Here is a 25706-nt window from a genome sequence, read left to right as displayed (position 1 = left end):
GCGGGTGGCTCACCCCCGCCCGACGTCATGCTGAACTTGATTCAGCATCCATTCGCCACGTGCGACAGTGCTCCTGGTGAGATGGACCCCGGATCAGGTCCGGGGTGACGTAGTGGACGGTGCGGGCGGGGTGGCTCCCCCCGCTCGACGTCATGCTGAACTTGATCCAGCATCCATGTCGTCGCTCGCTGGGGAATGCGTACGCGACGCCTCAGCTCAGCGCACCTGCCGCGAAGGTGTCGCACTGCGCCGGATCGCCGCTGTCGAGGCCGCGCTTCAGCCAGCTCATGCGCTGGGCAGACGTGCCGTGGGTGAAGCTCTCCGGGACGACGCGGCCCTGCGCCTGCTTCTGCAGCGTATCGTCGCCGATCGCCTGGGCGGCGCGCATGCCTTCCTCAACATCACCGGGCTCGATGCGGTCGCGGTTATGCGCCGCCCAGACGCCGGCATAGCAATCCGCCTGCAACTCCATGCGCACCTGGATGGCATTGCCTTCGGTGGACGAGGCGCGCGCCTGGGCCTGCTGCACCTTGTCGGCGACACCGGTCAGGAACTGGATATGATGGCCGACCTCATGCGCCACGACATAGGCCTGGGCGAAATCGCCGGCGGCGTGGAAGCGACTGGCCAGCTCGTCGAAAAAGCTGGTGTCGAGATAGATGCGGTTATCCGACGGGCAATAGAATGGCCCCATCGCCGACTGCGCCACGCCGCAGCCCGAACTGCCCGTGCCGCCGTAGAAGATCAGCCCGGCCGGCTGGTAACGCTGGCCGGATTGCTGGAAGATCTTGCCCCACGTGTCCTCCGTCGAGGCGAGCACGCGGCAGGAAAAGGTGCTGGCGTCGTTGACGGCGCAGGCCTTGGCCGCGCCGGCCTGGGTCACCTGCGTACGCTGCTGCGGCGACACCGCGGTGCCGCCACCACCCACCAGCGACAGCGGGTTCATGCCGAACAGCATCATGCCGATGGCCACGACGATGATGCCGCCAATGCCGAATCGGCTGCCGATCATGAACGCGATCGGCCCCAGCCCACCGCCCAGCCCGCCGCCGCCGCCGAAGCTCTGGCCCCGCTGGTCGCCGACATTCTCGCTTTCCCGATAATCGTCGAGACGCATCGCTTCCGCTCCCATTGGACCTTTCGACAGAATGCACCCCGAACGGGTCGGTTGCAAAGCACGCGCTTGAAGCCGCCCTCGTTGCGGCGCACAATCGTTGCATGTCCGAGGTCGATCCCAGGCGGCACCGCAGCCATGCCCGCATGCCGCTCCCCGATCAGGTCGCGCTGGTGTTGCAGGGTGGCGGCGCGCTCGGCGCCTATCAGGCCGGCGTCTACGAGGCGCTGGCAGAGGCGGGGATCGAGGTCGATCATGTCGCCGGCATCTCCATCGGCGCCGTCAACGCCGCGCTGATCGCGGGCAATCCGCCCGAGCGCCGCGTCGAGCGGCTGCGCACTTTCTGGGACCGGTTGGGCGCGTGGCTGCCGAGCTTTCCGATCTGGCATGGCGATCAGGTGCGCGAGGCGATGCACGGCTGGTCGGCGGGATTCGTCTCGCTGTTCGGCGTACCGGGATTTTTCGGGCCGCGCCCCGTATCGCCCTTTTTCGCCGTGCCGGGCAGCTGCGAGGCGATGAGCTTCTATGACCCCACGCCGCTCGCAAAGACGCTCGACGAGCTGGTCGACTGGGATCGCGTGAACAATGGCCCGGTGCGCCTGTCGGTCGGCGCGGTGGAGCTGGAGAGCGGCAATTTCCGCTTCTTCGACACCGCCAGCGATCGCATCGACGCTCGCCACGTCATGGCCTCGGGTGCGCTGCCGCCGGGCCTGCCGCCGGTCGAGATCGACGGCAAATATTGGTGGGATGGCGGCCTCGTCTCCAACACGCCGCTCAGCCATGTGCTGGACACCCAGACGACCGACCTGCTGATCTTCCAGGTCGACCTCTTCTCCGCCTCCAGCGGCCTGCCGAAGACCATCCTCGACGTCATGGCGCGGGCCAAGGAAATCCAGTTCTCCAGCCGCACGCGGCAGGTATCGGATACCTATCTCAAGCGCCGTCAGGAGCGCGAGCTGGTGCGTCGCGTGCTCGCCAGGCTGCCCGAGGGGCTGCGCGACGATCCCGAGGTGCAGGCGCTGGAGGCACAATCGCGCGAGAACGCGGTCAACCTCGTCCAGCTCATCTATCGCGCCAATGCCTGGGAGGGCGGCCAGCGCGACTATGAATTCTCGGCCCGTGCCGCGGAAGAGCATATGGCCGCCGGCCGCGCCGCGGTGGCGGCGACGATGGACAGCTCGGCGCTGCTCGCCCGCAACATCCTCGACGGGCGCACGGCCGCCTTCGATCTCACCCCGCGTTAGGGAGTTCCCATGTTCCTCAAAGGCAAGACCGCACTCGTCACCGGCTCCACCTCCGGCATCGGCCTCGCCTATGCCAAGGCGCTGGCGGCCGAAGGCGCGAACCTCGTCATCAACGGCTTCGGCGACGCCGTCGCCATCGAGACCGAGCGCGCCGCCCTGGAGGCAACCAGCGGAGGCCGGGCGATCTACAGCGGCCATGATCTCACCAAGGTGGCGGAGATCGAGGCGATGATGGCGCAGGCCGCCGACGCCCTCGGCGGTGTCGACATCCTCATCAACAATGCCGGCATCCAGCATGTCGCGCCGGTCGAGCAATTCCCGATCGACAAATGGGACCTGATCATCGCCCTCAACCTCAACGCCGCGTTCCATACGACGCGGCTGGCGGTGCCCCATATGAAGGGGAAAAAATGGGGCCGTATCATCCAGACGGCCTCCGCCCATTCGCTCGTCGCCTCGCCGTTCAAGTCGGCCTATGTCACCGCCAAGCACGGCATCGCCGGCTTCACCAAGACCATCGCGCTGGAGCTGGCGACGTTCGGCGTCACCGCCAACTGCATCTCGCCCGGCTATGTGTGGACGCCGCTGGTCGAGAAGCAGATCCCCGACACCATGGCGGCGCGCAACCTGACCCGCGATCAGGTGATCAACGACGTGCTGCTCGACAGCCAGCCGACCAAGCAGTTCGTGACGCCGGAGCAGGTCGCGGCGCTGGCCCTGTTCCTCTGCCGCGACGAGGCGAGCCAGATCACCGGCGCCAACCTCTCGGTCGACGGGGGCTGGACGGCAGAGTAGAAATAAGCGGTGGATGAGCGGCGGCAGCGCGCTCAGATCAGCCCCATTCCCGACAACTCGCTGGCCAGTTCCGGCGGCAGGGCGGCGATGTCCGCGTCGCCGCCGGCGAGGTCGGGCGGCGCATCCTTGTCCTCGAGATAGCGCCATCCCTGATGCGCCCGCCGCGGCTGGGCGCGCACCGCGACGATGTCGTTGGCCAGCCGGATCACGCAGCAGGGCCGGCCTTCCCCATTCTTGCCCTCGGCGAAACCGAGGATCTCGGCGCGCGCGATCAGCCGGTGCCTGATGATCCAGAAGAGCGAGCCGCCGACCAGCGTCTCGGCGCGGGTCGGCTTGTAGCGGGTGGTGATGTAGGTCTCGCCGTCGCGGGCGCGGCCGCCGAGCGCGCTGCGCAGCGCCTCGATCGAATCGGCGCCGACCGCGACCTTTGTCAGATGAAGCGCGCTCACCCGGTCAGCCCCGACAGGGTGGCGAGGCCGAGGAAGGCCAGAAAGCCCATTGAATCGGTGGTCATCGTCACGAACACCGAGGAGGCGACGGCCGGGTCCGCGCCGAAGCGGTCGAGCGTCACCGGCAGCAGCACGCCGGCGAGCCCGGCGATGAAGATGTTGGTCATCATCGCCGCGGCGATGACCATGCCCAGCGTCGGGTTGTGGAACACGATGGTCACGCCGACGCCGATCACCGCCGCCACCGTCGCGCCGTTGAGCAAGGCGACCCGGATTTCGCGGACGATGGTGCGCAGGGTGTTCGATTGGGTGAGCTGGTTGGTGGCGATGGCGCGCACCGCCACCGCCATCGTCTGGGTGCCGGCATTGCCGCCGACGCCGGCGACGATCGGCATCAGCGTCGCCAGCGCCACCATCCGCGCGATAGTGCCCTCGAACAGGGCGATGACGGACGAGGCGACGAGCGCGGTAAGCAGGTTGGCGAGCAGCCACCGCACCCGGCTCTTATAGCTGTCGACGACCGGCTCGTTGATATCGCCGTCGCCGGCGCCGGACATGCGCAGAATGTCCTCGCTGGCCTCTTCCTGGATGATGTGGACGATGTCGTCGACGGTGATCACGCCGACCAGCCGCCCCGCCGGATCGACCACCGCGGCGGAGATCAGCGCGTATTTCTGGAAGCGGAGCGCCACTTCCTCCTGATCCATGTCGACCGGGATCAGCGTCTGCTCGCGCTGCATGACATCGGAGATGGCGATGTCGCGCGGCGTGCGCAGCACCCAGGACAGCTTGCAGGTGCCGATCGGATGATGGGCGTGATCGACGACGAAGATTTCCCAGAAATCCGTGGCGAGATCGGGATTGTCGCGCAGATACTGAATGATCTGGCCGACCGTCCAATGCTCGGGCACGGCGATCAGCTCGCGCTGCATCAGGCGGCCGGCGGATTCCTCGGGGTAGGAGAGCGCTTCCTCGATGGCGGCGCGATCGTCGGGATCGAGCGCGCGCAGCACGGCGCGCTGATCGTCCTCCTCCATGTCGGCGATGATCGCCACCGCGTCATCGGTGTCGAGCTGGCCGGCGAGCTCGGCGACCTGATTGGCGTTGAGTTCGCCGATCAGCTCGTCGCGCACCCAGTCGTTCATCTCGGCGAGCACCTCGCCGTCGAGTCGGTCGGCCATCGCCTCGGCGAGCGCGCGGCGCGCCGTGCTCGGCGCCAGCTCGAACAGATCGGCGATGTCGGCGGGATGCAGCGGGTCGACCAGCGCGCGCGCGCCCTCGACATCGCCGGCCTCGACGCGCTCGATGACGGCGTCGACGAAGCCCGGGGTAAGCCGATCATCCTCGTCGTGGCTGGCCTCGGGCGCGGGCGCGTCGAACGCGGCGGTGGCGGCGTCGCCAAGGGGATGGCTGTCCGGATCGGTCTCGCCCATCGCCCTCTCCCTGCCGGTTGATTCGCCGGGGGAAAACGCTTCGGCCCGGCAGGGGCGCCCTTTGTCAGAAGCCTCGCGCGAGGGGAAGCGTAAAGCCGGCGCTTGGCTTTGCCGGCGCATCCGCGCTAGGGACCGGCGCGAAGCAGAGAGCGAGAGCCCCATGTCCGACGTTACCGCCGTTCCCCTCCGTCCAATCCGCGCGGGCTCGATCACCAGGCTGTGGGTGGGCGTCGCGGCGCTGGTGCTGATCGGGACCGGGCTGGCCTGGGCCGGCACGCGCGGCGCGGTGATGGCGGCGATGACGCCGGCCGAGATCCTCACCGCGAACGCCGGCAAGCCGGGCGTGATCACCACGCCGTCGGGCCTCCAGTACAAGGTGCTGGAGCCGGGCAAGGGCGCCAGGCCGACGGCGATGGATACCGCGCTGGTCGAATATGAGGGGCGTCTCGCCGCCACCGGCAAGACCTTCGACAGCACCGCCGAGCATGGCGGCGGCCCGGCGCCGATGCCGGTCGGGCAGATGATCCCCGGCTTCTCCGAGGCGCTGCAGGTGATGCAGCCGGGCGGCAAGTATCGCGTGTGGATCAAGCCGGAGCTCGGCTATGGCGAGCGCGACATTCCCGATCCGCGCACCGGCCAGGTGGCGATCCCCGGCAATTCCGTGCTGGTCTTCGACGTGACGCTGCTCGGCGTGGTGCCGGCCGGCGCGATGGGCGGCATGCCCGGCGGCGGCGCGCCAGGCGGGATGTGATCCGCGGAGAGGCCGGTCAGGCCTCTCCCGCCCCGTCTGCAGCCAGCGCGGCCGAGCGGCGCTCCAGCGCGACCTTGATCATCGCCACGATCGGGTCGGCGAGCGCCAGCCCCAATATGCCGAACAGCGCGCCGAACAGCAGCTGCGCGCCCAGCACCAGCGCCGGGGCGAGATCGACCGAGCGCCGCGCCACCGTCGGCACGACGATATAACCGTCGAAAATCTGCACCGCGAGATAGGCGCCGATCGCCCACAGCCCGGTATCGGTGCCGGCTGAAAAGCCGACCAGCACCACCAGCACGCCCGACACGATCGCCCCGATATTGGGCAGGAAGGCAAGGATGCCGGTGAGGAAGCCGAGCGCCAGCGCCATCGGCACGCCGATGAAGCTGAGCGCGACCCACATGAACACGCCCTCGAACGCCATGCCGAGCAGGCGCCCGGCCATCAGCCGGCGCAGCGTGAAGGCCATTTCGTCGATGGTGCGATAGAAACGCTGGCGGTTGGCCAGCGGCACCATCCAGGCGAGCCCGCGCTCGTAGAGCCGCGGCTCCACGGCGATGAACAGGCCAAGCACGACGATCATCGCCAGGCTTGAGATCGCGCCCAGGGCGGTGCCGACGGCGTTGGTGAGCTGGCCCAACGAGCCCATCAGCTGGCGGGAGATCGCCTCGGCGCCGCCGCCCGCCGGCACCAGCCCGAGCGAGCCCGCCCAGCGGCCCATCTGCTCCAGCTGGCCCTGAACCACCGTCTTCAGCGCCTCGAACTGGTTGACCAGCTCGAGGCCGGTCATCCAGAAGGCGCCGGCGATGAACGCGAGCGCGCCGATGGCGACGATCGCCAGCCGCCAGCCGCGCGCGACCGGCAGCGCGCGGCCGAGCAGCCGGGTGCCGCCGTCGAGCATCGTCGCGAACACCAGCCCGCCGACGATCAGCAGGATCGGCTGGGCGAGAAACCATATCAGCACGATCGTGGTGGCGAGCCCCAGCCACACCGCCGCGCGCTTGATCTCGTCCCGGACCAGAGGATCCTGAACCTCGGTCGGCCCGACCTTCTCGCCTGGCCGCTTCACGCTCATCGTGCCGGCTGCGCCGCCACGGTGGGATCGCGGGACGGGTGGAGGCTGGTGCCGGCCCGGCCGGAGCGCAGCGCCGTGATCCAGCTGACCGGGTTCCAGATTTGCGAGGTGCCGTCGAGCGAGAAGGTGATGAACTCGGCGCGCCCGCCGACATTCTCGAACGGCACCGGCCCGCCCAGGCCGAGCGCGACGAGCGGGAAGCGGCTGTCCGCCGACTGATCGCGATTGTCGCCCATCAGGAAGACATGGTCGGCCGGCACCGTGATCGGGCCGTAATCGTCGCCCTGCGGCATGTAGCCGAAATCGATGGTGTCGTAGCTGCGGCCGTTGGGCAGCGTCTCGCGGAACACGGTCAGCTGGCAATAGAGCTTGCCGTCCTTGCCGGTGACCTGATGGCCGGCCTGCGGGCCTTCATCGCAAGGTATGTTGGCGTCGACCGGGATCATCGCCGGCTGGGCGAGCACCCGCTTCACCGGCTTGCCGTTCAGATAGAGCTGGCCGCCGCGCATCTCCACCGTGTCGCCCGGGAGACCGATGACGCGCTTGATATAGTCGGAAGACTGGCCGGGCGGGGTCACGATAACGATGTCGCCGCGCTCGGGCATATGGCCGAAGATGCGGCCCTTGATCGGCGGCAGCACATGGAAGCTCGGCGACACCCAGGACCAGCCGAACGGGAATTTGGTGACAACCAGCCGGTCGCCCTTGAGCAGCGTCGGCATCATCGATTCGGACGGGATGTAGAAAGGCTTGGCGATCAGGCTGTGGAAGGCGAGCACGGCCACCACCAGCCACAATATGCCCTTGATCTCGGCCCACCAGTCTGTGCCCTTGCGCGCGGCCGGGCTTTGCGTCGTCTGCGATGTCGCCACGGGAGGCTGCGGGTCGTTCAAAATCTCTGTCCTTGGATGGGGCGGGCCTCGATCACGACGAAGGCCTGCGCCCAGGGGTGATCGTCAGTCATGGTGAGATGAATGTGGGCGGCGTGGCCCTCCGGGATCAGCGCGTCAAGCCTTTGCCGTGCCCCCCCGGTCAGCGCCAGCGTCGGCGCGCCGGAGGGCAGGTTCACGACTCCGATGTCGCGCATGAACACGCCCGCCTTGAAGCCGGTTCCGAGCGCCTTGGAACAGGCCTCCTTGGCGGCGAATCGCTTGGCATAGGTGCCGGCGCGGGTGAACGGACGGCGCTCCGCACGGGCGCGCTCGACATCGGTGAACACGCGCGCGAGGAATCGCTCGCCGAAGCGATCCAGCGACTGCTGGATACGCTCGATCGAGCAGAGGTCGGAGCCGAGGCCGATGATCAACGCGCCGCGTCCATCAGCGCGCGCATCTGCCGGACGCTCTCAGCCAGCCCGACGAACACCGCCTCGCCGATCAGGAAATGGCCGATATTGAGTTCGCGCACCTGCGGGATCGCCGCGATCGGCGCGACATTCTCATAGGTGAGGCCGTGGCCGGCATGGACCTCGATGCCGTTCCTGGCGGCGAGCGCGGCGGCGTCGGACAGTCGGCGCAGCTCGGCGGCGCGGCCCGCGCCGTCCAGTTCGGCATAGCGGCCGGTGTGCAGCTCGACCACCGGTGCGCCGAGGCGCATCGCCGCCTCGATCTGGCGCGGATCTGGCTCTATGAACAGCGACACGCGGATGCCGGCTCCGCTCAACGCCGCGACGAGCGGGGCGAGATGCTCATATTGGCCGGCGGCGTCGAGCCCGCCCTCGGTGGTGCGCTCCTCGCGCTTCTCGGGCACGATGCAGGCGGCGTGCGGCCGGTGGCTGAGCGCGATCGCCAGCATTTCGTCGGTCGCCGCCATCTCCAGGTTCAGCGGCACGGTCAGCTCGGTCGTCAACCGGTCGATGTCGCCGTCGGTGATGTGGCGGCGATCCTCGCGGAGATGGGCGGTGATGCCGTCCGCGCCATTCGCCGCGGCGAGCAGCGCGGCACGCACCGGATCGGGATAGGCGCCGCCGCGCGCGTTGCGCACGGTGGCGACATGATCGATGTTCACGCCGAGGCGCAGGCCGGCGCTCATGCCGCGGCCCGGCTGCCCGGCTTCACGGCGGGAATCGCCGCCAGCTCCGGCGGCAGCGCGTCGGGCGGGTAGGTCGGCACGGCGAGTCGGGTGAGCGAGGTCAGCGGCACGCCGACATCGGCCTTGCCGTCGGAGCGATCGACCAGGCAGGCCGCGGCGATCACCTCGCCGCCAGCGGCGCCGATCGCAGCGATCGCCTCGCGCGAGGACAGGCCGGTGGTAACGACATCCTCGACCATCAGCACGGCTTCGCCCGGCGCCAGCGCGAAGCCGCGCCTCAGCTCGAACGTGCCGGACGGCCGCTCGACGAACAGGGAGCGCGCGCCGAGCGCGCGGGCCACCTCATGGCCGATGATCACCCCGCCCATCGCCGGCGCGACCACCGCCGTCACCCGCGCGCGCACCGCCTCGGGCAGTCTGGCGACAAGCGCCGTCGCCAGCCGCTCGGCCCGCCTGGTATCCATCAGCACGCGCGCGCACTGCAGATAGGCGGCGCTGCGCAGGCCCGAGGACAGGATGAAATGCCCCTCCAGCAACGCGCCCGCGGCGCGGAATTCGTCCAGCACTTCCTCATTGGTCATTTCAGCAACCCCGATTGCCAGCCCGGCGGCCACCTGATAGGCGCGCGGCCGCGACCTCACAACCGCGCGATTTTATAGGCATTGGCCCGCTTGAGACGCGGGAATCATCTGCCTATAGGGTTGACCAAGCTCAAACACGGCGCACCGATTCCAACGTTCCCGCAAGCGGCGCCGACGGGGGTAAGATGAAGCATCTGAAGACGATCCTTGTGGCGGGCATGATGGCGATGACGATCGCCGCGCTCCCCGCTTCGGCCAGCCCCGGCGCCCATGCGGCCGCCGCTGCCGCCGGCGCCACCACGCCGACGCCTGGCGATGCCGCGATCAATCCCCCGGCCGCCGGCGCCGCCGCCGCTCCGGCCGGCGCCGCTGCGCCCGCGGGTGGCGAAGCCGCCGCCAAGCCGGCCGCGCCCGCCACGCCGCAATTCTTCAAGCCGACCCCCGGCATCGGCCAGCCCGATGGCGGCATCCACATCCAGCCCCAGGTTACCGCCATCGGGCAGGACGCGCGCTGGATGCATGACGTCGTGCTGATGCCGATCATCACCGTGATCTGCCTGTTCGTGCTGGCGCTGCTGCTGTGGGTCGTCGCGCGCTTCCGCCGCGGCGCCAACCCGGTGCCGTCGCGGACGTCGCACAACACCGTCATCGAGGTGATCTGGACGCTCGTTCCGGTGCTCATCCTGGTGGTGATCGCGGTGCCCTCGATCAAGCTTCTCGCCGCGCAATATGCCCCGCCCAAGGCGGACCTGACGGTGAAGGTGATCGGCCACCAATGGTATTGGTCCTACCAGTATCCGGACAATGGCGACTTCGAGATCGTCTCCAACATCCTGAAGGACGATCAGGACAAGGCACGCGGCGAGCCGCGCATGCTCGGCGTCGACGAGCGCATGGTGGTGCCGGTGGGCGCGGTGGTGAAGCTCATCGTCACCTCCGACGACGTCATCCACTCTTTCGCCGTCCCGGCCTTCTGGACCAAGATGGACGCGGTCCCCGGCCGGCTGAATGAGACCTGGTTCAAGGTCGATCGTCCGGGCCTCTATTACGGCCAGTGCTCCGAGCTCTGCGGCGCCCGCCACGCCTATATGCCGATCGCGGTCGAGGTGGTCAGCCAGGAGCAGTTCGCCCAGTGGGTCGCTGCCAAGGGCGGCACCATCGGCGGCGCTACGGGCAGCACGGACGCCACCGCCGCCCAGCCCGCCTCCACTCCCACGGCAGACACGGCCGGCGCCGCCAGCAACGAGATGGCGACGCCCGCCCCGGCCGAGAACGCGACCGGCACGGCCGCACCCACGGCGCAGGGCGCCACTGGCAACCAGGGTAATTGAGCCATGACGGATATCGCCGCAACGCCTTCGGCCTTCCACGCCGATCACGGCCACGAGCATCATCATGATGCGGACCATAAGCCGGGCTTCTTCGCCCGCTGGTTCATGTCCACCAATCACAAGGACATCGGCACCCTCTATCTGATCTTCGCGATCATCGCCGGCATCATCGGCGGCGCGATTTCGGGCATCATGCGCGCCGAGCTGGCCGAGCCGGGTATCCAGATCCTGACCAAGGCCTGGCCGATCGGCGTCGGCAGCGTCGCCACGCTCGACGAGGCGCTGCATCACTGGAACGTGCTGATCACCGCCCATGGCCTGATCATGGTGTTCTTCATGGTCATGCCGGCGATGATCGGCGGCTTCGGCAACTGGTTCGTGCCGATCATGATCGGGGCGCCCGACATGGCGTTCCCGCGCATGAACAACATCTCCTTCTGGCTGCTGATCCCCGCCTTCACCCTGCTGCTCGGCTCGACCTTCGTGTCCGGCGGCACCGGTCTCGGCGCGGGCACGGGCTGGACGGTCTACGCACCGCTGTCGACCAGCGGCTCGGCCGGCCCCTCGGTGGACATGGCGATCCTCTCGCTCCACCTCGCGGGCGCTTCGTCGATCCTCGGCGCGATCAACTTCATCACCACCATCTTCAACATGCGCGCGCCGGGCATGACGCTGCACAAGATGCCGCTGTTCGTGTGGTCGGTGCTGGTCACCGCCTTCCTGCTGCTGCTCGCGCTGCCGGTGCTGGCCGCGGCGATCACGATGCTGCTCACCGACCGTAACTTCGGCACGACCTTCTTCGATGCCTCGGGCGGCGGCGACCCGGTGCTTTACCAGCACCTGTTCTGGTTCTTTGGCCACCCCGAAGTGTACATCATGATCCTGCCGGGCTTCGGCATCGTCAGCCAGATCGTGGCGACGTTCAGCCGCAAGCCGGTGTTCGGTTATCTCGGCATGGCCTATGCCATGGTCGCGATCGGCGTGGTCGGCTTCATCGTGTGGGCCCACCACATGTTCACCACCGGCCTCGACGTGAACACCAAGATGTACTTCACCGCGGCGACGATGGTGATCGCGGTGCCGACCGGCATCAAGATCTTCTCCTGGATCGCGACGATGTGGGGCGGATCCATGTCGTTCAAGACCCCGATGGTCTGGGCGCTGGGCTTCATCTTCATGTTCACCGTCGGCGGCGTGACCGGCGTGGTGCTCGCCAATGGCGGCATCGATAACTACATGCACGACACCTACTATGTGGTGGCGCACTTCCACTATGTGCTGTCGCTGGGTGCGGTGTTCGGGCTGTTCGCCGGCTTCTACTATTGGTTCCCGAAGATCACCGGCAAGATGTACAGCGAGGTCCTCGGCCAGCTGCACTTCTGGATCTTCTTCATCGGCGTGAACATCCTGTTCTTCCCGATGCACTTCCTCGGCCTCGACGGCATGCCGCGCCGTATCCCGGATTATCCGGATGCGTTCGCCAAGTGGAACGGCGTCGCTACCCACGGCTATGAGGTGATGGTCGTCGGCCTGGCCTTCTTCTTCATCAACGTGATCTGGTCGCTGGTGGCCGGTCCGAAGGCGCCGGACAATCCCTGGGGTGATGGCGCGACGACGCTGGAATGGACCCTGTCGAGCCCGCCGCCCTACCACCAGTTCGAGACGCTCCCCCGCATAGACTGATGTCGGCGGGCGGCGTATCGGCCGGAAGGAAATCGGGGCTCCGGAGCGATCCGGGGCCCCTTTCCCTTGGTGCTCGGCGTGGCGCTGTGGCCCATTGCCAACGCATCGTCCGGAAGCGGAACAGACCATTTCCCATGGCTTTCCCGACTCCGTGCGCTCGGCTATAGGCCGCGCCATGGCATCCCATCCCATCGCCCGCTCCCCCGTCGATCGGCTGCCCGCCGACTGGCGCGACTTCCTGGCGCTGACCAAGCCGCGCGTGATGACGCTGGTCGTCTTCACCGCGCTCTGCGGCCTGCTCGCGGCGCGCGTGCCGATCCATCCGGTCATCGCCTTCACCGCCATCCTCTGCGTGGCGCTGGGTGCCGGCGCCGCCGGCGCGCTCAACCAATGGTATGAGGCCGATCTCGACGCCGCGATGCGCCGCACCGCGCGCCGGCCGCTGCCCGCCGGCCGCATGGACCGGCAGGCAGCGCTCCATTTCGGCGTCGGCCTCGCCGCCTTCTCGGTGCTGCTGATGGGGCTGGCGGTGAACGTGCTTGCCGCCGCGATCCTCGCCGTCAGCATCCTCTTCTACGTGATGATCTACACCGTGTGGCTGAAGCGCCGCACGCCGCAGAACATCGTCATCGGCGGCGCCGCCGGCGCCTTCCCGCCGCTGATCGGCTGGGCAGCGGCGACGGGCCGCGTCGAGGCGCTGCCGGTGCTGCTGTTCGCGTTGATCTTCCTGTGGACGCCGCCGCATTTCTGGGCGCTCTCACTGTTCGTGCGCAGCGACTATGCCAATGCCGGCGTGCCGATGATGCCGGTGGTCGCCGGCACCCGCGCCACCCGCATCCAGGTGTTCCTCTACAGCCTGCCGATGGCCGCCGCGGCGGTGGCGCCCTGGGCGCTCGGCCTTACCGGCGTGCTGTACGGCGTGACGGCGGTGGCGCTGACCGCGGCGTTCCTCGCCCTCGCCGCGCAGGTGTCGCTGAGCCGGGAGACGGATCCTGCGCTGATGCGGCCGGAGCGCCGGCTGTTCGGCTATTCCGTCTTCTACCTGTTCGCGATGTTCGCGGTGCTGGTGGTCGATCGCATGGTGATCGCATGACCGCGCCGCTGCCGGACGGCCCGATCACCGACGCCGAGATCCGCAAGCGCCAGCGCAGCCGGGCGCTGGCCATGGCGCTGGTGCTGGGGGGGCTGGTGATCCTGTTCTACGCCATCTCGATCGCGAAGATGGCGTGATGGGCCACGCGATCGACCGCAACGCCCGCACCGGGCTGATCTTCGCCGCCGTCGCCGCCGGCATGGTCGGCCTCGGTTTCGCCGCGGTGCCCTTCTACCGCATGTTCTGCCAGGCCACCGGCTATGACGGGACCGCGCGCATCGACGTCAATGCCCATGCGCCGGGCGCGGTCGGCAAGATCATCAACGTCCGGTTCGACAGCAATGTCTCGCCCAAGCTCAAATGGCGATTCGCGCCCGAAGAGGGCGTCGAGCGGGTCGCTGTCGGCGCGCGCAAGATGGCCTTTTTCAATGCCACCAACCTTTCCGACCACACCGTCACCGGCACCGCCGCGTTCAACGTGACGCCGGATCAGGCAGGCCAGTATTTCGTCAAGATCCAGTGCTTCTGCTTCACCAAGCAGACGCTGAAGCCGGGCGAGACGGTGCGCATGCCGGTGGTCTATTATGTCGACCCGGCGCTGCTGAAGGACGAGGATGCGAAGGATATCAGCGAAATCACGCTGTCCTACACCTTCTACCCAGTGGACCAGACGGATTCGGCCGGCTAAGGCAAGCCGGAATCAAAGACCGAGCTAACAGGGGCTGAGTGCATATGGCAGGCGCCAAGAACCACGATTACCACATCCTGGCGCCGAGCCCGTGGCCGCTGGTCGGCTCGATGGCGGCGCTCGTCATGGCGTCGGGCGCCATCATGTGGATGCACGGTGCGGCCTATGGCGGCTGGGTGTTCTTCGCCGGCCTGGCGGGCGTGCTCTTCACGATGTTCTCCTGGTGGTCCGACGTGATTCGCGAGGCGCACCAGGGCGATCACACGCCGGTGGTGCAGCTGCACCTGCGCTACGGCATGATCCTGTTCATCGCCTCCGAGGTGATGTTCTTCGTCGGCTGGTTCTGGGCCTATTTCGATGCTTCGCTGTTCCCCAAGGCGGTCGAGGCCGTCGGCGGGGTGTGGCCGCCCAAGGGCATCGAGGTGATCGATCCCTTCGCCTTCCCGCTGCTCAACACGCTGATCCTGCTCTGCTCGGGCACGACGGTGACCTGGGCGCACCATGCGCTGATCCATGGCGATCGCGACGGGCTGAAGAAGGGGCTGTGGCTGACGATCCTGCTCGGCCTGCTGTTCACCTCGATCCAGGCCTTCGAATACGCCCACGCGCCGTTCGCCTTCAAAGGCAACATCTTCGGCGCGACCTTCTTCATGGCGACCGGTTTCCACGGCTTCCACGTGATCGTCGGCACGCTGTTCCTGATCGTGAACCTGATTCGCGCCTACAAAGGCGATTTCACGCCGCGCCAGCATTTCGGCTTCGAAGCCGCTGCCTGGTACTGGCACTTCGTCGACGTGGTGTGGCTGTTCCTCTTCGTCACCATCTATGTGTGGGGCGGCTGGGGCGCGCCGGTTCACGCCGGCTGATCCCTTCGGATCGCAAACAGATGAAAGGGGGCGGGGACGGCGACGTTTCCGCCCTTCTTCTTTGAGGCTCCCGGGGCCTATAAGCCGGCCGTGCCCGACTCTCCCGCCTCTGCCGCCGTCGGCCTCAAGGGGCTGTGCCCGCGCTGCGGCGCGCACGGCCTTTTCGCCGGCATGGTCCGCTTCGCGCCTGCCTGCCGGGCCTGCGGGCTCGATTTCTCCGCCTTCAACGTCGGCGACGGGCCGGCGGCTTTCCTCACCTTCGGCATCGGCGGGCTGGTCACCGCCGGCGCGATTACGCTGGAGCTGGCCGGCCATCCGCCCTTCTGGCTGCACTTCCTGATCTGGCCGCCGCTCACCGCGCTCGCCGTGATCGGCGCGCTGCGCTTTTCCAAGGGGTGGCTGGCGGCGCAGGAATATCGCAATCGCGCCGCCGAGGCGCGGACGGGCCGACAGTGATTCGCCGCATCCCCATCCTGCCGACGCTGCTCGTGCTCGCCGCGGTCGCCGCCATGATCGCGCTCGGCGTGTGGCAGCTTCACCGGCGGCAATGGAAGGAAGGGCTGCTCGCCAGCTGGTCGGCGGCGCGGACCATGCCGCCGGTCGCCTGGCCGACGGTGCCCCCCGCCGATGATTCGCTGATCTATCGCCGCGCCGACGGCTTCTGCCTTGCCGTTACCGGGTTCAGCGCGCGCGCCGGCGAGGATCGGCGCGGCAATCCCGGCTGGCGCCACCTCGCCGCCTGCCGCACCGGCGCCGAGGGGCCGGGCATGCTCGTCGATATCGGCTGGTCGCGCACCCCGGACGCGCCGCCCAGATGGATCGGCGGCAAGGTCTCCGGCATCATCGGCCGCGACCGTGATCGCCGTATCCTGCTCGTCGCCGACCAGGCTGCACCGGGCCTCGCCCCCAGCGCCTATCCGGACCCGAATGAGGAGCCGAACAACCACCTCACTTATGCGGTACAGTGGTTCAGCTTCGCGGCGATCGCGCTGATCATCTACGTCATCGCGCTCATTCAGCGCTGGAAGCGCGAGGACGCCGGGAAGACGGGTTGATTGCCCGATCGCCCTGCGCCCGCTAAGTCCCCCGCCACCATGCGCTACATCAGCACCCGCGGGGCCGCCCCCGCGCTCGATTTCGAGGGGGTCACCCTCGCCGGACTGGCCAATGATGGCGGGCTCTACGTGCCCGAGGCCTGGCCGAGCCTGTCGCGCGACGACATCGCGGGCCTGGCGGGCCTTTCCTACGCCGAGACGGCGGTGCGCATCATGGCCCCGTTCGTCGGCGATTCGCTGACCAGCGACGAATTGCGCGCGCTGTGCGAGGAGGCCTATGGCCGCTTCGATCATGCCGCGGTGACGCCGCTCACCCAGCTCGACGGCCAGCATTGGCTGATGGAGCTGTTCCACGGGCCGACGCTCGCCTTCAAGGATGTGGCGCTGCAACTGCTCGGCCTGTTGTTCGAGCGGTTCCTGAGCAATCGCGACACCCACCTGACCGTGGTCGGCGCGACGTCCGGCGACACCGGCTCCGCGGCGATCGACGCGCTCGCGGGTCGCGCCAAGGTGGACGTGTTCATGCTCCACCCGCTGGGTCGCGTGTCCGACGTGCAGCGCCGGCAGATGACGACGGTGCTCTCGCCCAACGTCCACAACATCGCCATCCAGGGCAGCTTCGACGATGCGCAGGCGATCGTGAAGGGCCTGTTCGCCGACCGCGATTTCGCCACCCGATTCGATCTGTCGGCCGTCAACTCGATCAACTGGGCGCGGCTGATGGCCCAGATCGTCTATTATTTCTACGCTGCCGTCCGCCTCGGCGCGCCGGAGCGGGCGGTGGCCTTCTCGGTGCCCACGGGCAATTTCGGCGACGTGTTCGCGGGCTATGCCGCGGCGCGCATGGGCTTGCCGGTGGCGCGCCTGATCGTGGCGACCAACGTCAACGACATCCTCCATCGCGCGATCGCCGAGGGCGATTATTCGGTCGGGCAGGTGACGCCAACCGCCGCGCCGTCGATGGACATCCAGGTCAGCTCCAATTTCGAGCGGCTGCTGTTCGAGCTGCACGCCCGCGACGGTGCCGCGCTGGCGGCGACGATGGGCGGCTTCGAGACGAGCCGCGCCCTGCGCCTCACCGACGCGATGCGCGGGCAGGCGTCGGGCCTCTTCTCCAGCGCCCGCATCGACGAGGACGGCATGGCGATGGCGATGCGCTGGGCGTTCGAGCGGGCGGCAGAGCTGATCGATCCGCACACCGCCATCGGCCTCGCCGCCGCGCGCGAGGCGGGGCTCGCCCGCAATGTGCCGGTGGTGACCCTTGCCACCGCCCATCCCGCCAAGTTCCGCGACGCAGTGGAGCGCGCCACCGGCGTGCGGCCGAGCCTGCCGGCGCGCTTCGCCGGCCTGTTCGACCGCGAGGAGCGCTTCACCACGCTGCCGGCGACCCGCGAGGCAATCCGCGATTACGTCGCGGGCCACGCTGTGGAGAGGGTGTGACGGCGAGGCTGCACCGGCTCGCCAACGGCCTCACCGTGGCCGTCGAGCCGATGGCCGGGGTCGAGACGCTGGCGGTCGGCCTCTATGCCGATGCGGGTGCGCGCTCCGAGCCGGCGGGATTGTCCGGTCTCGCCCATCTCGTCGAGCATATGGTGTTCAAGGGCGCCGGCGGTCGCGACGCGCGCGGCATCGCGGAAGCGATCGAGGATGTCGGCGGCTCGATCAACGCGTGGACGGCGCGCGACCATACCGTGTTTCACGCCCGTCTGCTCGCCGGCGACCTTGCCCTCGGCGTCGACATCATCGCCGATCTCGCCCGCGCGCCGCGCTTTGCCGAGGATGAGCTGGAGCGCGAGAAGGGCGTGGTGCTGGCGGAGCTCGGCGAGGCCCGGGATACGCCCGACGACATTATTTTCGATCATCTCCAGATCACCGCATTTCCCGGCCAGCCGCTCGGCCTGCCGGTGCTCGGCGACGAGGCGAGCATCGCTGCCGTCACCACCGCCGACCTGCGCGGCTGGACGGAGACGCAATATCGGCCGGAGGGGCTGGTGCTGGCCGCGGCCGGCAAGATCGACGAGGATGCGCTGCTTCGCCTTGCCGAGGCGCGCTTCGGGGACCTCGCGCCCGGCGCTCCGGAGCGGCCGGCGCCGGCCAGCTTCACCGGCGGCGGCGCCCATCAGGATGCCCGCCGTTTCGATCAGGTCCATCTCGCCCTCGCCTGGCCGGGCGTCGGCCACACCGATGCCGACCAGCATGCCCTTTCGCTGTTCGCGCAGGCCGCGGGCGGGGGCATGTCCTCCCGCCTGTTCCAGGAGCTGCGCGAGGCGCGCGGCCTCGCCTATTCCATCTATAGCTGGGTGCAGTCCTTCGCCGAAACGGGGCTGCTCGGCGTCTATCTCGCCGCGGCGAAGGCGGACGCGTCCCGCGCGCTGGCGCTCGCGCGCGAGACGATGGCGGCGGTTGCCGACGGGCTGACACCTGAGGAGCTGGATCGCGCCCGCGCCCAATCCCGCGCCGGTCTGCTGATGGGCCTCGAATCGGTGCAGGGCCGCTGCGATCATCTCGCCCGCCAGATCCAGATCCACGGCCGCATCGTGCCGGCGACCGAGACGGTGGCGCAGATCGATGCGGTGACGCTGGATCAGGCGCGCGCCGCCGGCCGCCGCGCCCTCGACGGCGGAGAAGTGCTGGCGACGGTGGGCGGCAGGCTCGCCAAGGCGGCATGAACCCGCTCGTCACCATCGTCGGCGAACCCTGGGCAGACTATGGCCTCGTCGATTCGGGGCACGGCCGCAAGCTCGAGCGCTACGGCCGTTTCCGCTTCATCCGGCCCGAGCCGCAGGCGATGTGGGCGCCGGCCTCGGCAGATTGGAAGGCGGACGGCGAGTTCATCGGCGCATCCGACGAGGAGGGCGGCGGCCGCTGGCACCTGTCCCGCGACGTGCCGCACGAAGGCTGGCCGCTCGGCTGGGAAGAGCTGCGTTTCACCGCGCAGAACACGCCGTTCCGCCACCTCGCCTTCTTTCCGGACATGGCGCCGGTCTGGGCGTGGATGCGCGAGCGGGTGGGCGACGGGTCGGAGGCGCTCAACCTGTTCGGTTATACCGGCGTCGGCAGCCTCGCGCTGGCCGGCAAGGGGGCGCGCGTCACCCATGTCGACGCGTCGAAGAAATCGGTCGAGGCCGGCAAGGCCAATGCCCGCCTCGCCGGCATGGACGACCGCCCAATTCGCTGGATGATCGACGACGCGACGAAGTTCGCCGCGCGCGAGGTGCGCCGCGGCCGGCGCTATGACGGCATCATCCTCGATCCGCCCAAGTTCGGCCGTGGCCCGGAGGGCGAGCTGTGGCGGCTTGAGGATGGCCTGCCCGGCCTCGTCGCCGATTGCCGTCGCCTGCTCGACGAGCGCTCCCGCTTCCTGTTCCTGACGGTCTATGCGGTGCGCATGTCCGCGCTCGCGATCGGCGAGCTGCTCGCCCAGGCGATGGCCGGCCTGCCCGGCCGTGTGGAATGCGGCGAACTGGCGATCCGGGAGGAGGCGCGCGGGCTGCTGCTGCCGACCGCGATCTTCGCGCGCTGGGTCAATGACGCCGCCTAGGAGCGTTCCGACGCGCTCCTTCGTCGTCATGCTGAACTTGTTTCGGCATCCAGCCGGCCACGAACTGCGGCGCTTGTGGAGGAGTGGACCCTGAGACAAGTTCAGGGTGACGGTCGGGACCTGGGCCAGGCGGCTTCGCCGAGAACCACGGCAACTCAAACACCCATTCAGGGACGGCTGTTCGCTGCCAATTCAATCCCGCGTCGCGCGGAGTGCCGCGCCGGCCGCGAACGGTGCGCCGGCCAGCATGATCAGGCTGGTCGCGGCGAGCAGCCTGAGCGCGGTGGGCTGGGCGGCGCCAGCCCCGAAGATCAGCAGCGGCACCGCCAGCGGCAGCATCATCAGCCCCGCCAGCGCGCCGCCGCCGCGCAGGCCCGCCGTCAGCGCGCTCACCGTCACCGCGAGCGCGGCCAGCGCCGGGGTGCCCAGCGCCAGCCCGGCCTCGGTCAGCGCCAGCGTCGGTCCGTCCAGCCGGAGCAGCGCGGCGGCCGGCAGCGCCGCCAGCATCAGGGGTGGTCCGAAGCCCAGCCAATGGGCGGCGATCTTGGCGGCGGCGACGCCTTCGTCGCTGATCCCGCGCGCGGCATATTGATCCAGCGTGCCGGCGGCGAGATCGGGCTCCACCAGGCGGTCGACCGGCAGCAGCGCGGCGAGCAGCGCCGCCATCCACATCACGCCGCCGCCGGCCCGGCCGAGCAGCTGCGTGTCCGGCCCGATCGCGAACGGGAACAGCGTCGCCACCAGCAGGAAGAAGGCGAGCGGCAGCACGCCGCCGCCCCGCCAGCCGGCGGCGAGATCGCGGAGCATGATGCGGATGAGGATCATGCCAGCACCAGCTCCGCCGCCGGGCCGAGGCCGAGCGGCTGGTGGGTGGCGACGACGACGATGCCGCCGGACGCGCGATGCCCCTCGATCACGGCGGCGAGGCGATCCAGCGAGGCGTCGTCGAGGCCGTTGCCCGGCTCGTCGAGCAGCCACAGCGGCTGGCCGCCGGCGATCAGCCGGGCGAGGGTGGCACGCTTGCGCTGGCCGGTGGAGAGCATGCGCACCGGCACCGCGCCGATGTGGCCGAGGTCCATCGCCGCCAGCGCATCGGCGACGGCATCCGCGCCGCGTCCGTCGAGATGCGCCCAATAGCCGAGCGCGCCGGCCAGCGGCAGGCGCGGGTCGAGCGCGCTGCGTTCGTCCGCCAGCGCCACCCCGCCGTCGCGCGTCACGCTCCCCGCCGCCGGCCGGAGCAGCCCGGCGAGGATGCGCAGCAGGCTCGACTTGCCGACGCCATTCGGCCCGCGCACGAGCAGCGCCTCGCCCGGGCCGAGCCGGCCGTCCAGCCCTTCGAACAGGATGCGGCCGCCGCGCAGGCAACCGAGGCCGGACCAGCCGAGCGACGGGCTCACTCCGCCATCCGCTCCAGCGCGTGCATGTCGGCGTCCGACAGGCCGAAATGATGGCCGACCTCGTGGATCAGCACATGGGAGACGAGCGCCTCCAGCGTCTCGCCGCCCTCGGCCCATTCGTCGAGCAGCGGCCGGCGATAGAGGTGGATCATGTCGGGCAGCGCGCCCGAATCCTGCGAGCTTTTCTCGCCCACCGGCCGGCCGGTGTAGAGGCCGGAGAGGTCGAAGGGATCGTCGATGCCGAGCGCCGCCAGCGTCTCCTCGTCCGCGAAATCCTCGACGCGCAGCACGATGTCGCCGAGATGGCGGCGGAAAGGCTCGGGCAGCCGTTCGAGCGCGTCGCGCGCGATCGCCTCGATCGCGGTCGCGTCCGGCGCGGTGCCGATGGTTTGACGGATCGTCATAGGAAGGCGACATAAACCGGCCGAGGCGTGAAAGGCCAGCCACGTTGGACATTGCGATCGAAGGTCTGACGCACAGCTATGGCGGCCACGCCGCGCTCGTCGACGTGTCGCTGCGCATCGCCGGGGGCAGCTTCGTGGCGCTGGTCGGCGCGTCCGGCTCCGGCAAGTCGACCCTGCTGCGCGCGATCAACGGGCTGGTGCGGCCCGACGCGGGCATCGTCCGCGTCGGAGGGCGGGATGTCACCGCGGAGGAGCCGGCGCGGCTGCGGCGCTCGATCGGCTATGTCTTCCAGAATATCGGCCTGTTCCCGCACATGAGCGTGGCCGAGAACATCGCCATCGGCCCGCGCCTGTCGGGCCGATCCGTGGACGTGGCGGCGATGCTCAGGCTGGTCGGCCTGCCCGAGGACTATGGCACGCGCCGTCCGGCCGAGCTTTCCGGCGGGGAGCAGCAGCGCGTCGGGGTGGCGCGCGCGCTCGCCACCGAGGCGCGGCTGGTGCTGCTTGACGAGCCGTTCGGCGCCCTCGATCCGGTGACCCGCGACGCGCTCGGCCGGGCCTATCGCGCGCTGCACGACCGGCTGGGCCTCACCAGCGTGATGGTCACGCACGACATGGCCGAGGCGCTGCTGCTCGCCGATCGCGTGCTGGTGATGGCGGCCGGGCGCATCGTCGCCGACGCCACCCCTGCCGGGATGCTGGCCGGCGAGGCCGGGCCGGAAGCGGCGGCGCTGGTGGCGGTGCCGGCGCGGCAGGCGGCGGCGCTGGCGGCGCTCGCCCGATGAGCGATCCGCGCTGGATCGCGGCCTTTGCGCAGGTGCCGGGGCTGGCCGCCCAGCACGTGCTGCTCGCCGCCGCAGCGCTTGGCCTCGCCCTGTTCATCAGCCTGCCGCTGGCCCTCGCCGCGCGCCGCCGGCCGCGGCTGCGCGCGACGGCACTGGCGGCGGCGGGGCTGGTGCAGACCATTCCCGGCCTCGCGCTGCTCGCGCTGTTCTACCCGTTGCTGCTCGCCCTGTCGGCGCTGCTCGGCGGCGGCGTGCCGGCATTGGGCTTCCTGCCCTCGCTGCTCGCGCTCACCGTCTATGCGGTGCTGCCGATCCTGCGCAACGCGCTGGCCGCGCTGGCCGGCCTCGATCCGGCCGTGCTGCAGGCGGCCGACGGCATGGGCATGACGGCGGCCCAGAAATTGCGGCTGGTCGAAGCGCCGCTCGCCGCGCCGGTGGCGATGGCCGGGGTGCGCACCGCGGCGGTGTGGACGATCGGGACGGCGACGCTCGCCACCACTGTCGGCCAGCCGAGCCTCGGCAATCTCATCTTTGCCGGCCTCCAGACCGAGAATTGGGTGCTGGTCGTCGCCGGCTGCGTCGCCGCGGCCGGGCTGGCGCTGGCGGCGGACGGATTGCTCGCCCTGATCGAGCGTGGGCTGGCGGCGCGGCGGCGTCTGCCGCTGTGGCTCGGCCTTGCCGGCATCGCGTTCGGGTTGGCCGGCGCCGCGCTGCCGCTCGCCCCGCGCGGCGACCGACCGACGATCACCGTGGGCGCCAAGAATTTCTCGGAGCAGTTCATCCTCGCCCGCGTCATCGGCGCGCGGCTGGAGCGGGCCGGATATCGCGTGCGCTATAGCGAGGGGCTGGGCTCGGGTGTCGCCTGGCGGGCGCTGGGGCAGGGGGATATCGACGTCTATGTCGATTATTCCGGTACGCTCTGGGCCAACGCCATGGGCCGGCGGGACACGCCGCCGGCGGCGCGCATGAATGAAGAGATCGGCCGCTGGGCATGGACGACGGCCGGCGTGACGGTGCTCGGGTCGCTCGGCTTCGAAAATGCCTATGCGCTGGCGATGCGGGGGGATCGCGCCCGCGCGCTCGGCATCGCCTCGATGGCCGACCTCGCCCGCGCGGCGCCGCAGCTGACATTGGGCGCCGATCTCGAATTTCTCGACCGGCCGGAATGGGCGGCGATCCGCTCCGCCTATCGCCTGCGCTTCGCCGCCACCCGCGCCTATGCGCCGAGCTTCATGTACCGCGCGCTCGCCAGCGGGCAGGCGGACGTCATCTCGGCCTTTTCCTCGGATGGGCGGATCGCGGCGGACGGGCTCATCGTCCTCGCCGATCCGGCGCATGCCGTGCCCGCCTACGACGCGCTGCTGCTGGTCGGCCACCGCGCCGGCGGCGATCCAGCGATTCGCGCCGCCCTCGGGCCGCTGATCGGCGCGATCCCGGTCGCGCGGATGCGGACCGCCAACTATCTGGTCGATCGCGACGCCGACAAGAAGAGCCCGGCCGAGGCGGCCGGCTGGCTGCTGCCCGAATAGCGCTTTCCCGCGAGCCGCGGGGATTCACCTCTTCATCGCACGGCGCGTCGGATTCGTCGTGCCGACCAAGCGCCCGTCGCAGGGAAGCTTATGCCGGTCGTGAGGAGAGCGACCGGTAAGCCGCGCAGGGCTAGGCGATGGTGAGCCGAAGGGGAATATCCGTGACCACGATCAGCTTCAGCCGACAGCTCGCCACGGGCGTCGCAGCTTTCTTTGTAACCGCGCTGCTCGTGCTTTCCGCGTCGCCGGCGGAGCGCCAGGAACGGGGGCTCCGCCTCCAGCGCGACCAGGTTTCAGCCCAGATCTTCACCGCGCTGCCGCAACGGCACGGCTGAGGAACTGCCGGTCGGGTGCCTTTCCCCGGGGGCAGCCGGCCGGCAGTCAAGTATAGCGTAGCGTAGCTTAGCTCTGCCTCCTCGATGGGGAGCGCGTCGGGAGCCGGCGGCGATGGGCGTGGGTAGCCCTCATCGTCGCCGGCTTCGCTGCTGACAAGCAGCGCTCATCCGCCTATCCGCATCGCATGACCAGCTTCACGGTGAACGGCCAGCCGGTGCACTACCGGCTCGATCCGCGGACGCCGCTCCTCTGGGCGCTGCGCGATGCGTCCAACCTCACCGGCACCAAATATGGCTGCGGCATGGGCCAGTGCGGCGCCTGCACCGTGCATATCGACGGGCTCGCCCGGCGCGCCTGTCAGGTGCCGATCGGAACCATCGAGGGCGCCTTCGTCACCACCATCGAAGGGCTGTCGCGCGATCGCGGCCATCCGGTGCAGCAGGCCTGGGTGGCCGAGGCGGTGCCGCAATGCGGCTTCTGCCAGCCGGGCATGATCATGGCCGCCGCCGCGCTCCTCGAGCGCAACGCCAACCCCAGCGATGCCGACATCGACGCGGCGATCACCAATCTCTGCCGCTGCGGCACCTATCCGCGCATCCGCCGCGCCATCGCCCATGCCGGCCGCGTCATCCGCGGCGAGCCGCTCGCCGCCGCGCCGCCGCCGGGCATCGATCCCGCCGATGCCGCCGCCGCGGTGCCGGCGCTGAGCCCGCCGCCCAAGCTTTCGGATCGCTGACTGACGGGTTCAGCATTCGCTCAAACGCCGCGCCGCATACCATCGCCACGTTCGGCGAAGTTGGCGCCGTGTGAGAGCAAAGGACAAAGCCATGCGTCAGGCCCTTTCCGCCCTGATCCTCGCCGCTTCGGCGGCCATCTCCGTCCCCGCCTTCGCCCAGGCGGGCCCCGGCGAGATCCGCCAGGACCAGCGTGACGTGCGCCGCGAATCGCGCGAATATCGGCAGGACCTGCGCCAGGGCGATTATCGCGAGGCCAATCGCGATCGTCGCGAGGTGCAGGGCGCCCAGCGCGAGCTGCGCCAGGACATGCGCCGCGACGACTGGAACGACAATGGTCGCCGGCCGGGCTGGAATGGCGGCCGTCCGGGTGGCCCCGATGGCCGGCCCGGCTGGAACAATGGCCGCCCCGGCCAGGGCGCCTGGAACGATCGCTGGCGCGACGACCGCCGCTTTGACTGGCAGCGCTACCGCGACACCAATCGCCGCTTCTATACGCTGCCGCGCTATTACGGGCCGAGCGGCTATGCCTATCGCCGCTACGGCGTCGGCGTGAGGATCGGCGCGCCGTTCTTCGCGCAGCGCTACTGGATCGCGGACCCGTGGGCCTATCGCCTGCCGCCGGTCTACGGCCCCTATCGCTGGGTGCGCTATTACAACGACGTGCTGCTGGTCGATATCTACACCGGCCAGATCCGCGACGCGATCTACGGCTTCTTCTATTGATTTAAGCGGCTTTGCCCGGGGCGCCCGTCTGGCGCTCCGGGCGGCTTGCGCTCATAGAGCCT

Annotated in this window: 30 protein-coding genes; 19 read left to right on the top strand and 11 right to left on the bottom strand. The window is 69.5% G+C overall.

Going from position 1 to position 25706, the window contains the following annotated elements; genetic code table 11:
- Positions 1–211: 211 nt before the first annotated feature.
- On the bottom strand, positions 212–1117 hold the full coding sequence (gene ypfJ / locus KOF26_RS09820; RefSeq protein WP_216323858.1) for a KPN_02809 family neutral zinc metallopeptidase: 906 nt from the start codon (positions 1115–1117) through the stop codon (positions 212–214).
- A gap of 101 nt (positions 1118–1218) precedes the next feature.
- Between ypfJ and KOF26_RS09815 the strand changes: the two genes are divergently transcribed.
- Together KOF26_RS09815 and KOF26_RS09810 are read left to right on the top strand one after the other, a co-directional pair.
- Complete coding sequence (locus KOF26_RS09815; RefSeq protein ID WP_216323855.1) at positions 1219–2358, top strand: patatin-like phospholipase family protein; 1140 nt, start codon at positions 1219–1221, stop codon at positions 2356–2358.
- 9 nt (positions 2359–2367) lie between these two features.
- Positions 2368–3153, top strand: a complete 786-nt coding sequence (locus KOF26_RS09810; RefSeq protein WP_216323853.1) for a 3-hydroxybutyrate dehydrogenase — start codon at positions 2368–2370, stop codon at positions 3151–3153.
- A gap of 32 nt (positions 3154–3185) precedes the next feature.
- On the opposite strand, the gene KOF26_RS09805 is transcribed toward KOF26_RS09810, so the two are convergent.
- Positions 3186–3602, bottom strand: a complete 417-nt coding sequence (locus KOF26_RS09805) for a DUF1489 family protein (RefSeq protein ID WP_363182197.1) — start codon at positions 3600–3602, stop codon at positions 3186–3188.
- A complete protein-coding gene (gene mgtE / locus KOF26_RS09800; RefSeq protein WP_216323849.1) occupies positions 3599–5035 on the bottom strand; it encodes a magnesium transporter in 1437 nt (478 codons plus the stop codon). The genes KOF26_RS09805 and mgtE overlap by 4 nt, the downstream gene beginning before the upstream one ends.
- Before the next feature lie 160 nt (positions 5036–5195).
- Here mgtE and KOF26_RS09795 point away from each other — a divergent pair, with 160 nt between their 5' ends.
- The gene (locus KOF26_RS09795) at positions 5196–5786 is read left to right on the top strand and encodes an FKBP-type peptidyl-prolyl cis-trans isomerase (protein WP_216323846.1); all 591 of its coding nucleotides are present in this window, start codon (positions 5196–5198) and stop codon (positions 5784–5786) included.
- Positions 5787–5802: 16 nt separating this feature from the next.
- Here the strand turns inward: KOF26_RS09795 and KOF26_RS09790 are convergent, their stop codons facing one another.
- From KOF26_RS09790 to pyrE, 5 genes are read right to left on the bottom strand one after another with little or no spacing between them, the layout of a single operon-like run.
- Positions 5803–6864 carry an AI-2E family transporter gene (locus tag KOF26_RS09790; protein WP_216323843.1) on the bottom strand — a complete coding sequence of 354 codons (1062 nt, stop codon included), beginning with the start codon at positions 6862–6864 and terminating at the stop codon, positions 5803–5805.
- Complete coding sequence (gene lepB, locus KOF26_RS09785) at positions 6861–7736, bottom strand: signal peptidase I (RefSeq protein WP_363182196.1); 876 nt, start codon at positions 7734–7736, stop codon at positions 6861–6863. The genes KOF26_RS09790 and lepB overlap by 4 nt, the downstream gene beginning before the upstream one ends.
- Before the next feature lie 17 nt (positions 7737–7753).
- The gene (gene acpS / locus KOF26_RS09780) at positions 7754–8170 is read right to left on the bottom strand and encodes a holo-ACP synthase (protein WP_216323837.1); all 417 of its coding nucleotides are present in this window, start codon (positions 8168–8170) and stop codon (positions 7754–7756) included.
- Positions 8167–8895 carry a pyridoxine 5'-phosphate synthase gene (locus KOF26_RS09775; RefSeq protein WP_216323834.1) on the bottom strand — a complete coding sequence of 243 codons (729 nt, stop codon included), beginning with the start codon at positions 8893–8895 and terminating at the stop codon, positions 8167–8169. Before KOF26_RS09775 ends, acpS begins: the two co-directional genes overlap by 4 nt.
- Complete coding sequence (pyrE, locus tag KOF26_RS09770; RefSeq protein WP_216324098.1) at positions 8892–9476, bottom strand: orotate phosphoribosyltransferase; 585 nt, start codon at positions 9474–9476, stop codon at positions 8892–8894. Before pyrE ends, KOF26_RS09775 begins: the two co-directional genes overlap by 4 nt.
- A 185-nt stretch (positions 9477–9661) precedes the next feature.
- Between pyrE and coxB the strand changes: the two genes are divergently transcribed.
- The 11 genes from coxB to KOF26_RS09715 all read left to right on the top strand — a co-directional run bounded on the left by coxB (position 9662) and on the right by KOF26_RS09715 (position 19733).
- Complete coding sequence (gene coxB, locus KOF26_RS09765) at positions 9662–10807, top strand: cytochrome c oxidase subunit II (RefSeq protein WP_216323831.1); 1146 nt, start codon at positions 9662–9664, stop codon at positions 10805–10807.
- Between the two features lie 3 nt (positions 10808–10810).
- Positions 10811–12490 carry a cytochrome c oxidase subunit I gene (gene ctaD, locus KOF26_RS09760; protein WP_216323828.1) on the top strand — a complete coding sequence of 560 codons (1680 nt, stop codon included), beginning with the start codon at positions 10811–10813 and terminating at the stop codon, positions 12488–12490.
- A gap of 175 nt (positions 12491–12665) precedes the next feature.
- Positions 12666–13583, top strand: coding sequence for a heme o synthase (locus KOF26_RS09755; protein ID WP_216323826.1), 918 nt, complete (start codon positions 12666–12668; stop codon positions 13581–13583).
- Positions 13580–13720 (top strand): cytochrome c oxidase system small membrane protein, encoded by a 141-nt coding sequence (locus KOF26_RS09750; RefSeq protein WP_216323823.1) that lies wholly within the window; start codon positions 13580–13582, stop codon positions 13718–13720. Before KOF26_RS09755 ends, KOF26_RS09750 begins: the two co-directional genes overlap by 4 nt.
- A complete protein-coding gene (locus tag KOF26_RS09745; RefSeq protein WP_216323820.1) occupies positions 13720–14271 on the top strand; it encodes a cytochrome c oxidase assembly protein in 552 nt (183 codons plus the stop codon). The genes KOF26_RS09750 and KOF26_RS09745 overlap by 1 nt, the downstream gene beginning before the upstream one ends.
- 44 nt (positions 14272–14315) lie before the next feature.
- Positions 14316–15137: a cytochrome c oxidase subunit 3 gene (locus tag KOF26_RS09740; RefSeq protein ID WP_216324096.1), complete on the top strand. Its 822-nt coding sequence runs from the start codon at positions 14316–14318 to the stop codon at positions 15135–15137.
- A 90-nt stretch (positions 15138–15227) separates the two neighbouring features.
- Positions 15228–15593, top strand: a complete 366-nt coding sequence (locus KOF26_RS09735) for a DUF983 domain-containing protein (RefSeq protein ID WP_363182193.1) — start codon at positions 15228–15230, stop codon at positions 15591–15593.
- Positions 15590–16192 (top strand): SURF1 family protein, encoded by a 603-nt coding sequence (locus KOF26_RS09730; RefSeq protein WP_363182191.1) that lies wholly within the window; start codon positions 15590–15592, stop codon positions 16190–16192. Before KOF26_RS09735 ends, KOF26_RS09730 begins: the two co-directional genes overlap by 4 nt.
- Positions 16193–16231: 39 nt before the next feature.
- Positions 16232–17632 carry a threonine synthase gene (thrC, locus tag KOF26_RS09725; RefSeq protein WP_216323817.1) on the top strand — a complete coding sequence of 467 codons (1401 nt, stop codon included), beginning with the start codon at positions 16232–16234 and terminating at the stop codon, positions 17630–17632.
- Positions 17629–18861 (top strand): M16 family metallopeptidase, encoded by a 1233-nt coding sequence (locus KOF26_RS09720; RefSeq protein WP_216323815.1) that lies wholly within the window; start codon positions 17629–17631, stop codon positions 18859–18861. Before thrC ends, KOF26_RS09720 begins: the two co-directional genes overlap by 4 nt.
- Positions 18858–19733 (top strand): class I SAM-dependent methyltransferase, encoded by an 876-nt coding sequence (locus KOF26_RS09715; protein WP_216323812.1) that lies wholly within the window; start codon positions 18858–18860, stop codon positions 19731–19733. The genes KOF26_RS09720 and KOF26_RS09715 overlap by 4 nt, the downstream gene beginning before the upstream one ends.
- 192 nt (positions 19734–19925) lie before the next feature.
- Here KOF26_RS09715 and KOF26_RS09710 read toward each other — a convergent pair whose 3' ends face one another.
- From KOF26_RS09710 to KOF26_RS09700, 3 genes are read right to left on the bottom strand one after another with little or no spacing between them, the layout of a single operon-like run.
- Positions 19926–20558: a heme exporter protein CcmB gene (locus tag KOF26_RS09710; RefSeq protein WP_216323809.1), complete on the bottom strand. Its 633-nt coding sequence runs from the start codon at positions 20556–20558 to the stop codon at positions 19926–19928.
- Positions 20555–21130: a heme ABC exporter ATP-binding protein CcmA gene (gene ccmA, locus KOF26_RS09705; RefSeq protein ID WP_216324130.1), complete on the bottom strand. Its 576-nt coding sequence runs from the start codon at positions 21128–21130 to the stop codon at positions 20555–20557. The genes KOF26_RS09710 and ccmA overlap by 4 nt, the downstream gene beginning before the upstream one ends.
- The gene (locus KOF26_RS09700; protein WP_216323806.1) at positions 21127–21534 is read right to left on the bottom strand and encodes a metallopeptidase family protein; all 408 of its coding nucleotides are present in this window, start codon (positions 21532–21534) and stop codon (positions 21127–21129) included. The genes ccmA and KOF26_RS09700 overlap by 4 nt, the downstream gene beginning before the upstream one ends.
- A 50-nt stretch (positions 21535–21584) precedes the next feature.
- Between KOF26_RS09700 and KOF26_RS09695 the strand changes: the two genes are divergently transcribed.
- The 5 genes from KOF26_RS09695 (at position 21585) to KOF26_RS09675 (ending at position 25644) form a co-directional block, all read left to right on the top strand.
- Positions 21585–22319, top strand: coding sequence for an ATP-binding cassette domain-containing protein (locus KOF26_RS09695; RefSeq protein ID WP_216324091.1), 735 nt, complete (start codon positions 21585–21587; stop codon positions 22317–22319).
- The gene (locus KOF26_RS09690) at positions 22316–23848 is read left to right on the top strand and encodes an ABC transporter permease/substrate-binding protein (protein ID WP_216323804.1); all 1533 of its coding nucleotides are present in this window, start codon (positions 22316–22318) and stop codon (positions 23846–23848) included. Before KOF26_RS09695 ends, KOF26_RS09690 begins: the two co-directional genes overlap by 4 nt.
- Positions 23849–24009: 161 nt before the next feature.
- Complete coding sequence (locus KOF26_RS09685; protein ID WP_216323801.1) at positions 24010–24183, top strand: hypothetical protein; 174 nt, start codon at positions 24010–24012, stop codon at positions 24181–24183.
- A gap of 185 nt (positions 24184–24368) precedes the next feature.
- Complete coding sequence (locus KOF26_RS09680; protein ID WP_216323797.1) at positions 24369–24920, top strand: (2Fe-2S)-binding protein; 552 nt, start codon at positions 24369–24371, stop codon at positions 24918–24920.
- A 91-nt stretch (positions 24921–25011) separates the two neighbouring features.
- Positions 25012–25644 carry an RcnB family protein gene (locus KOF26_RS09675; protein ID WP_216323794.1) on the top strand — a complete coding sequence of 211 codons (633 nt, stop codon included), beginning with the start codon at positions 25012–25014 and terminating at the stop codon, positions 25642–25644.
- Positions 25645–25706 lie beyond the last annotated feature (62 nt).

Source organism: Sphingomonas quercus, assembly GCF_018863195.1.
GTDB classification, from domain to species: domain Bacteria; phylum Pseudomonadota; class Alphaproteobacteria; order Sphingomonadales; family Sphingomonadaceae; genus Solisphingomonas; species Solisphingomonas quercus.
Note: the sequence above shows the minus strand (reverse complement) of the source record. Positions and strands in the feature narration are given on the sequence as shown.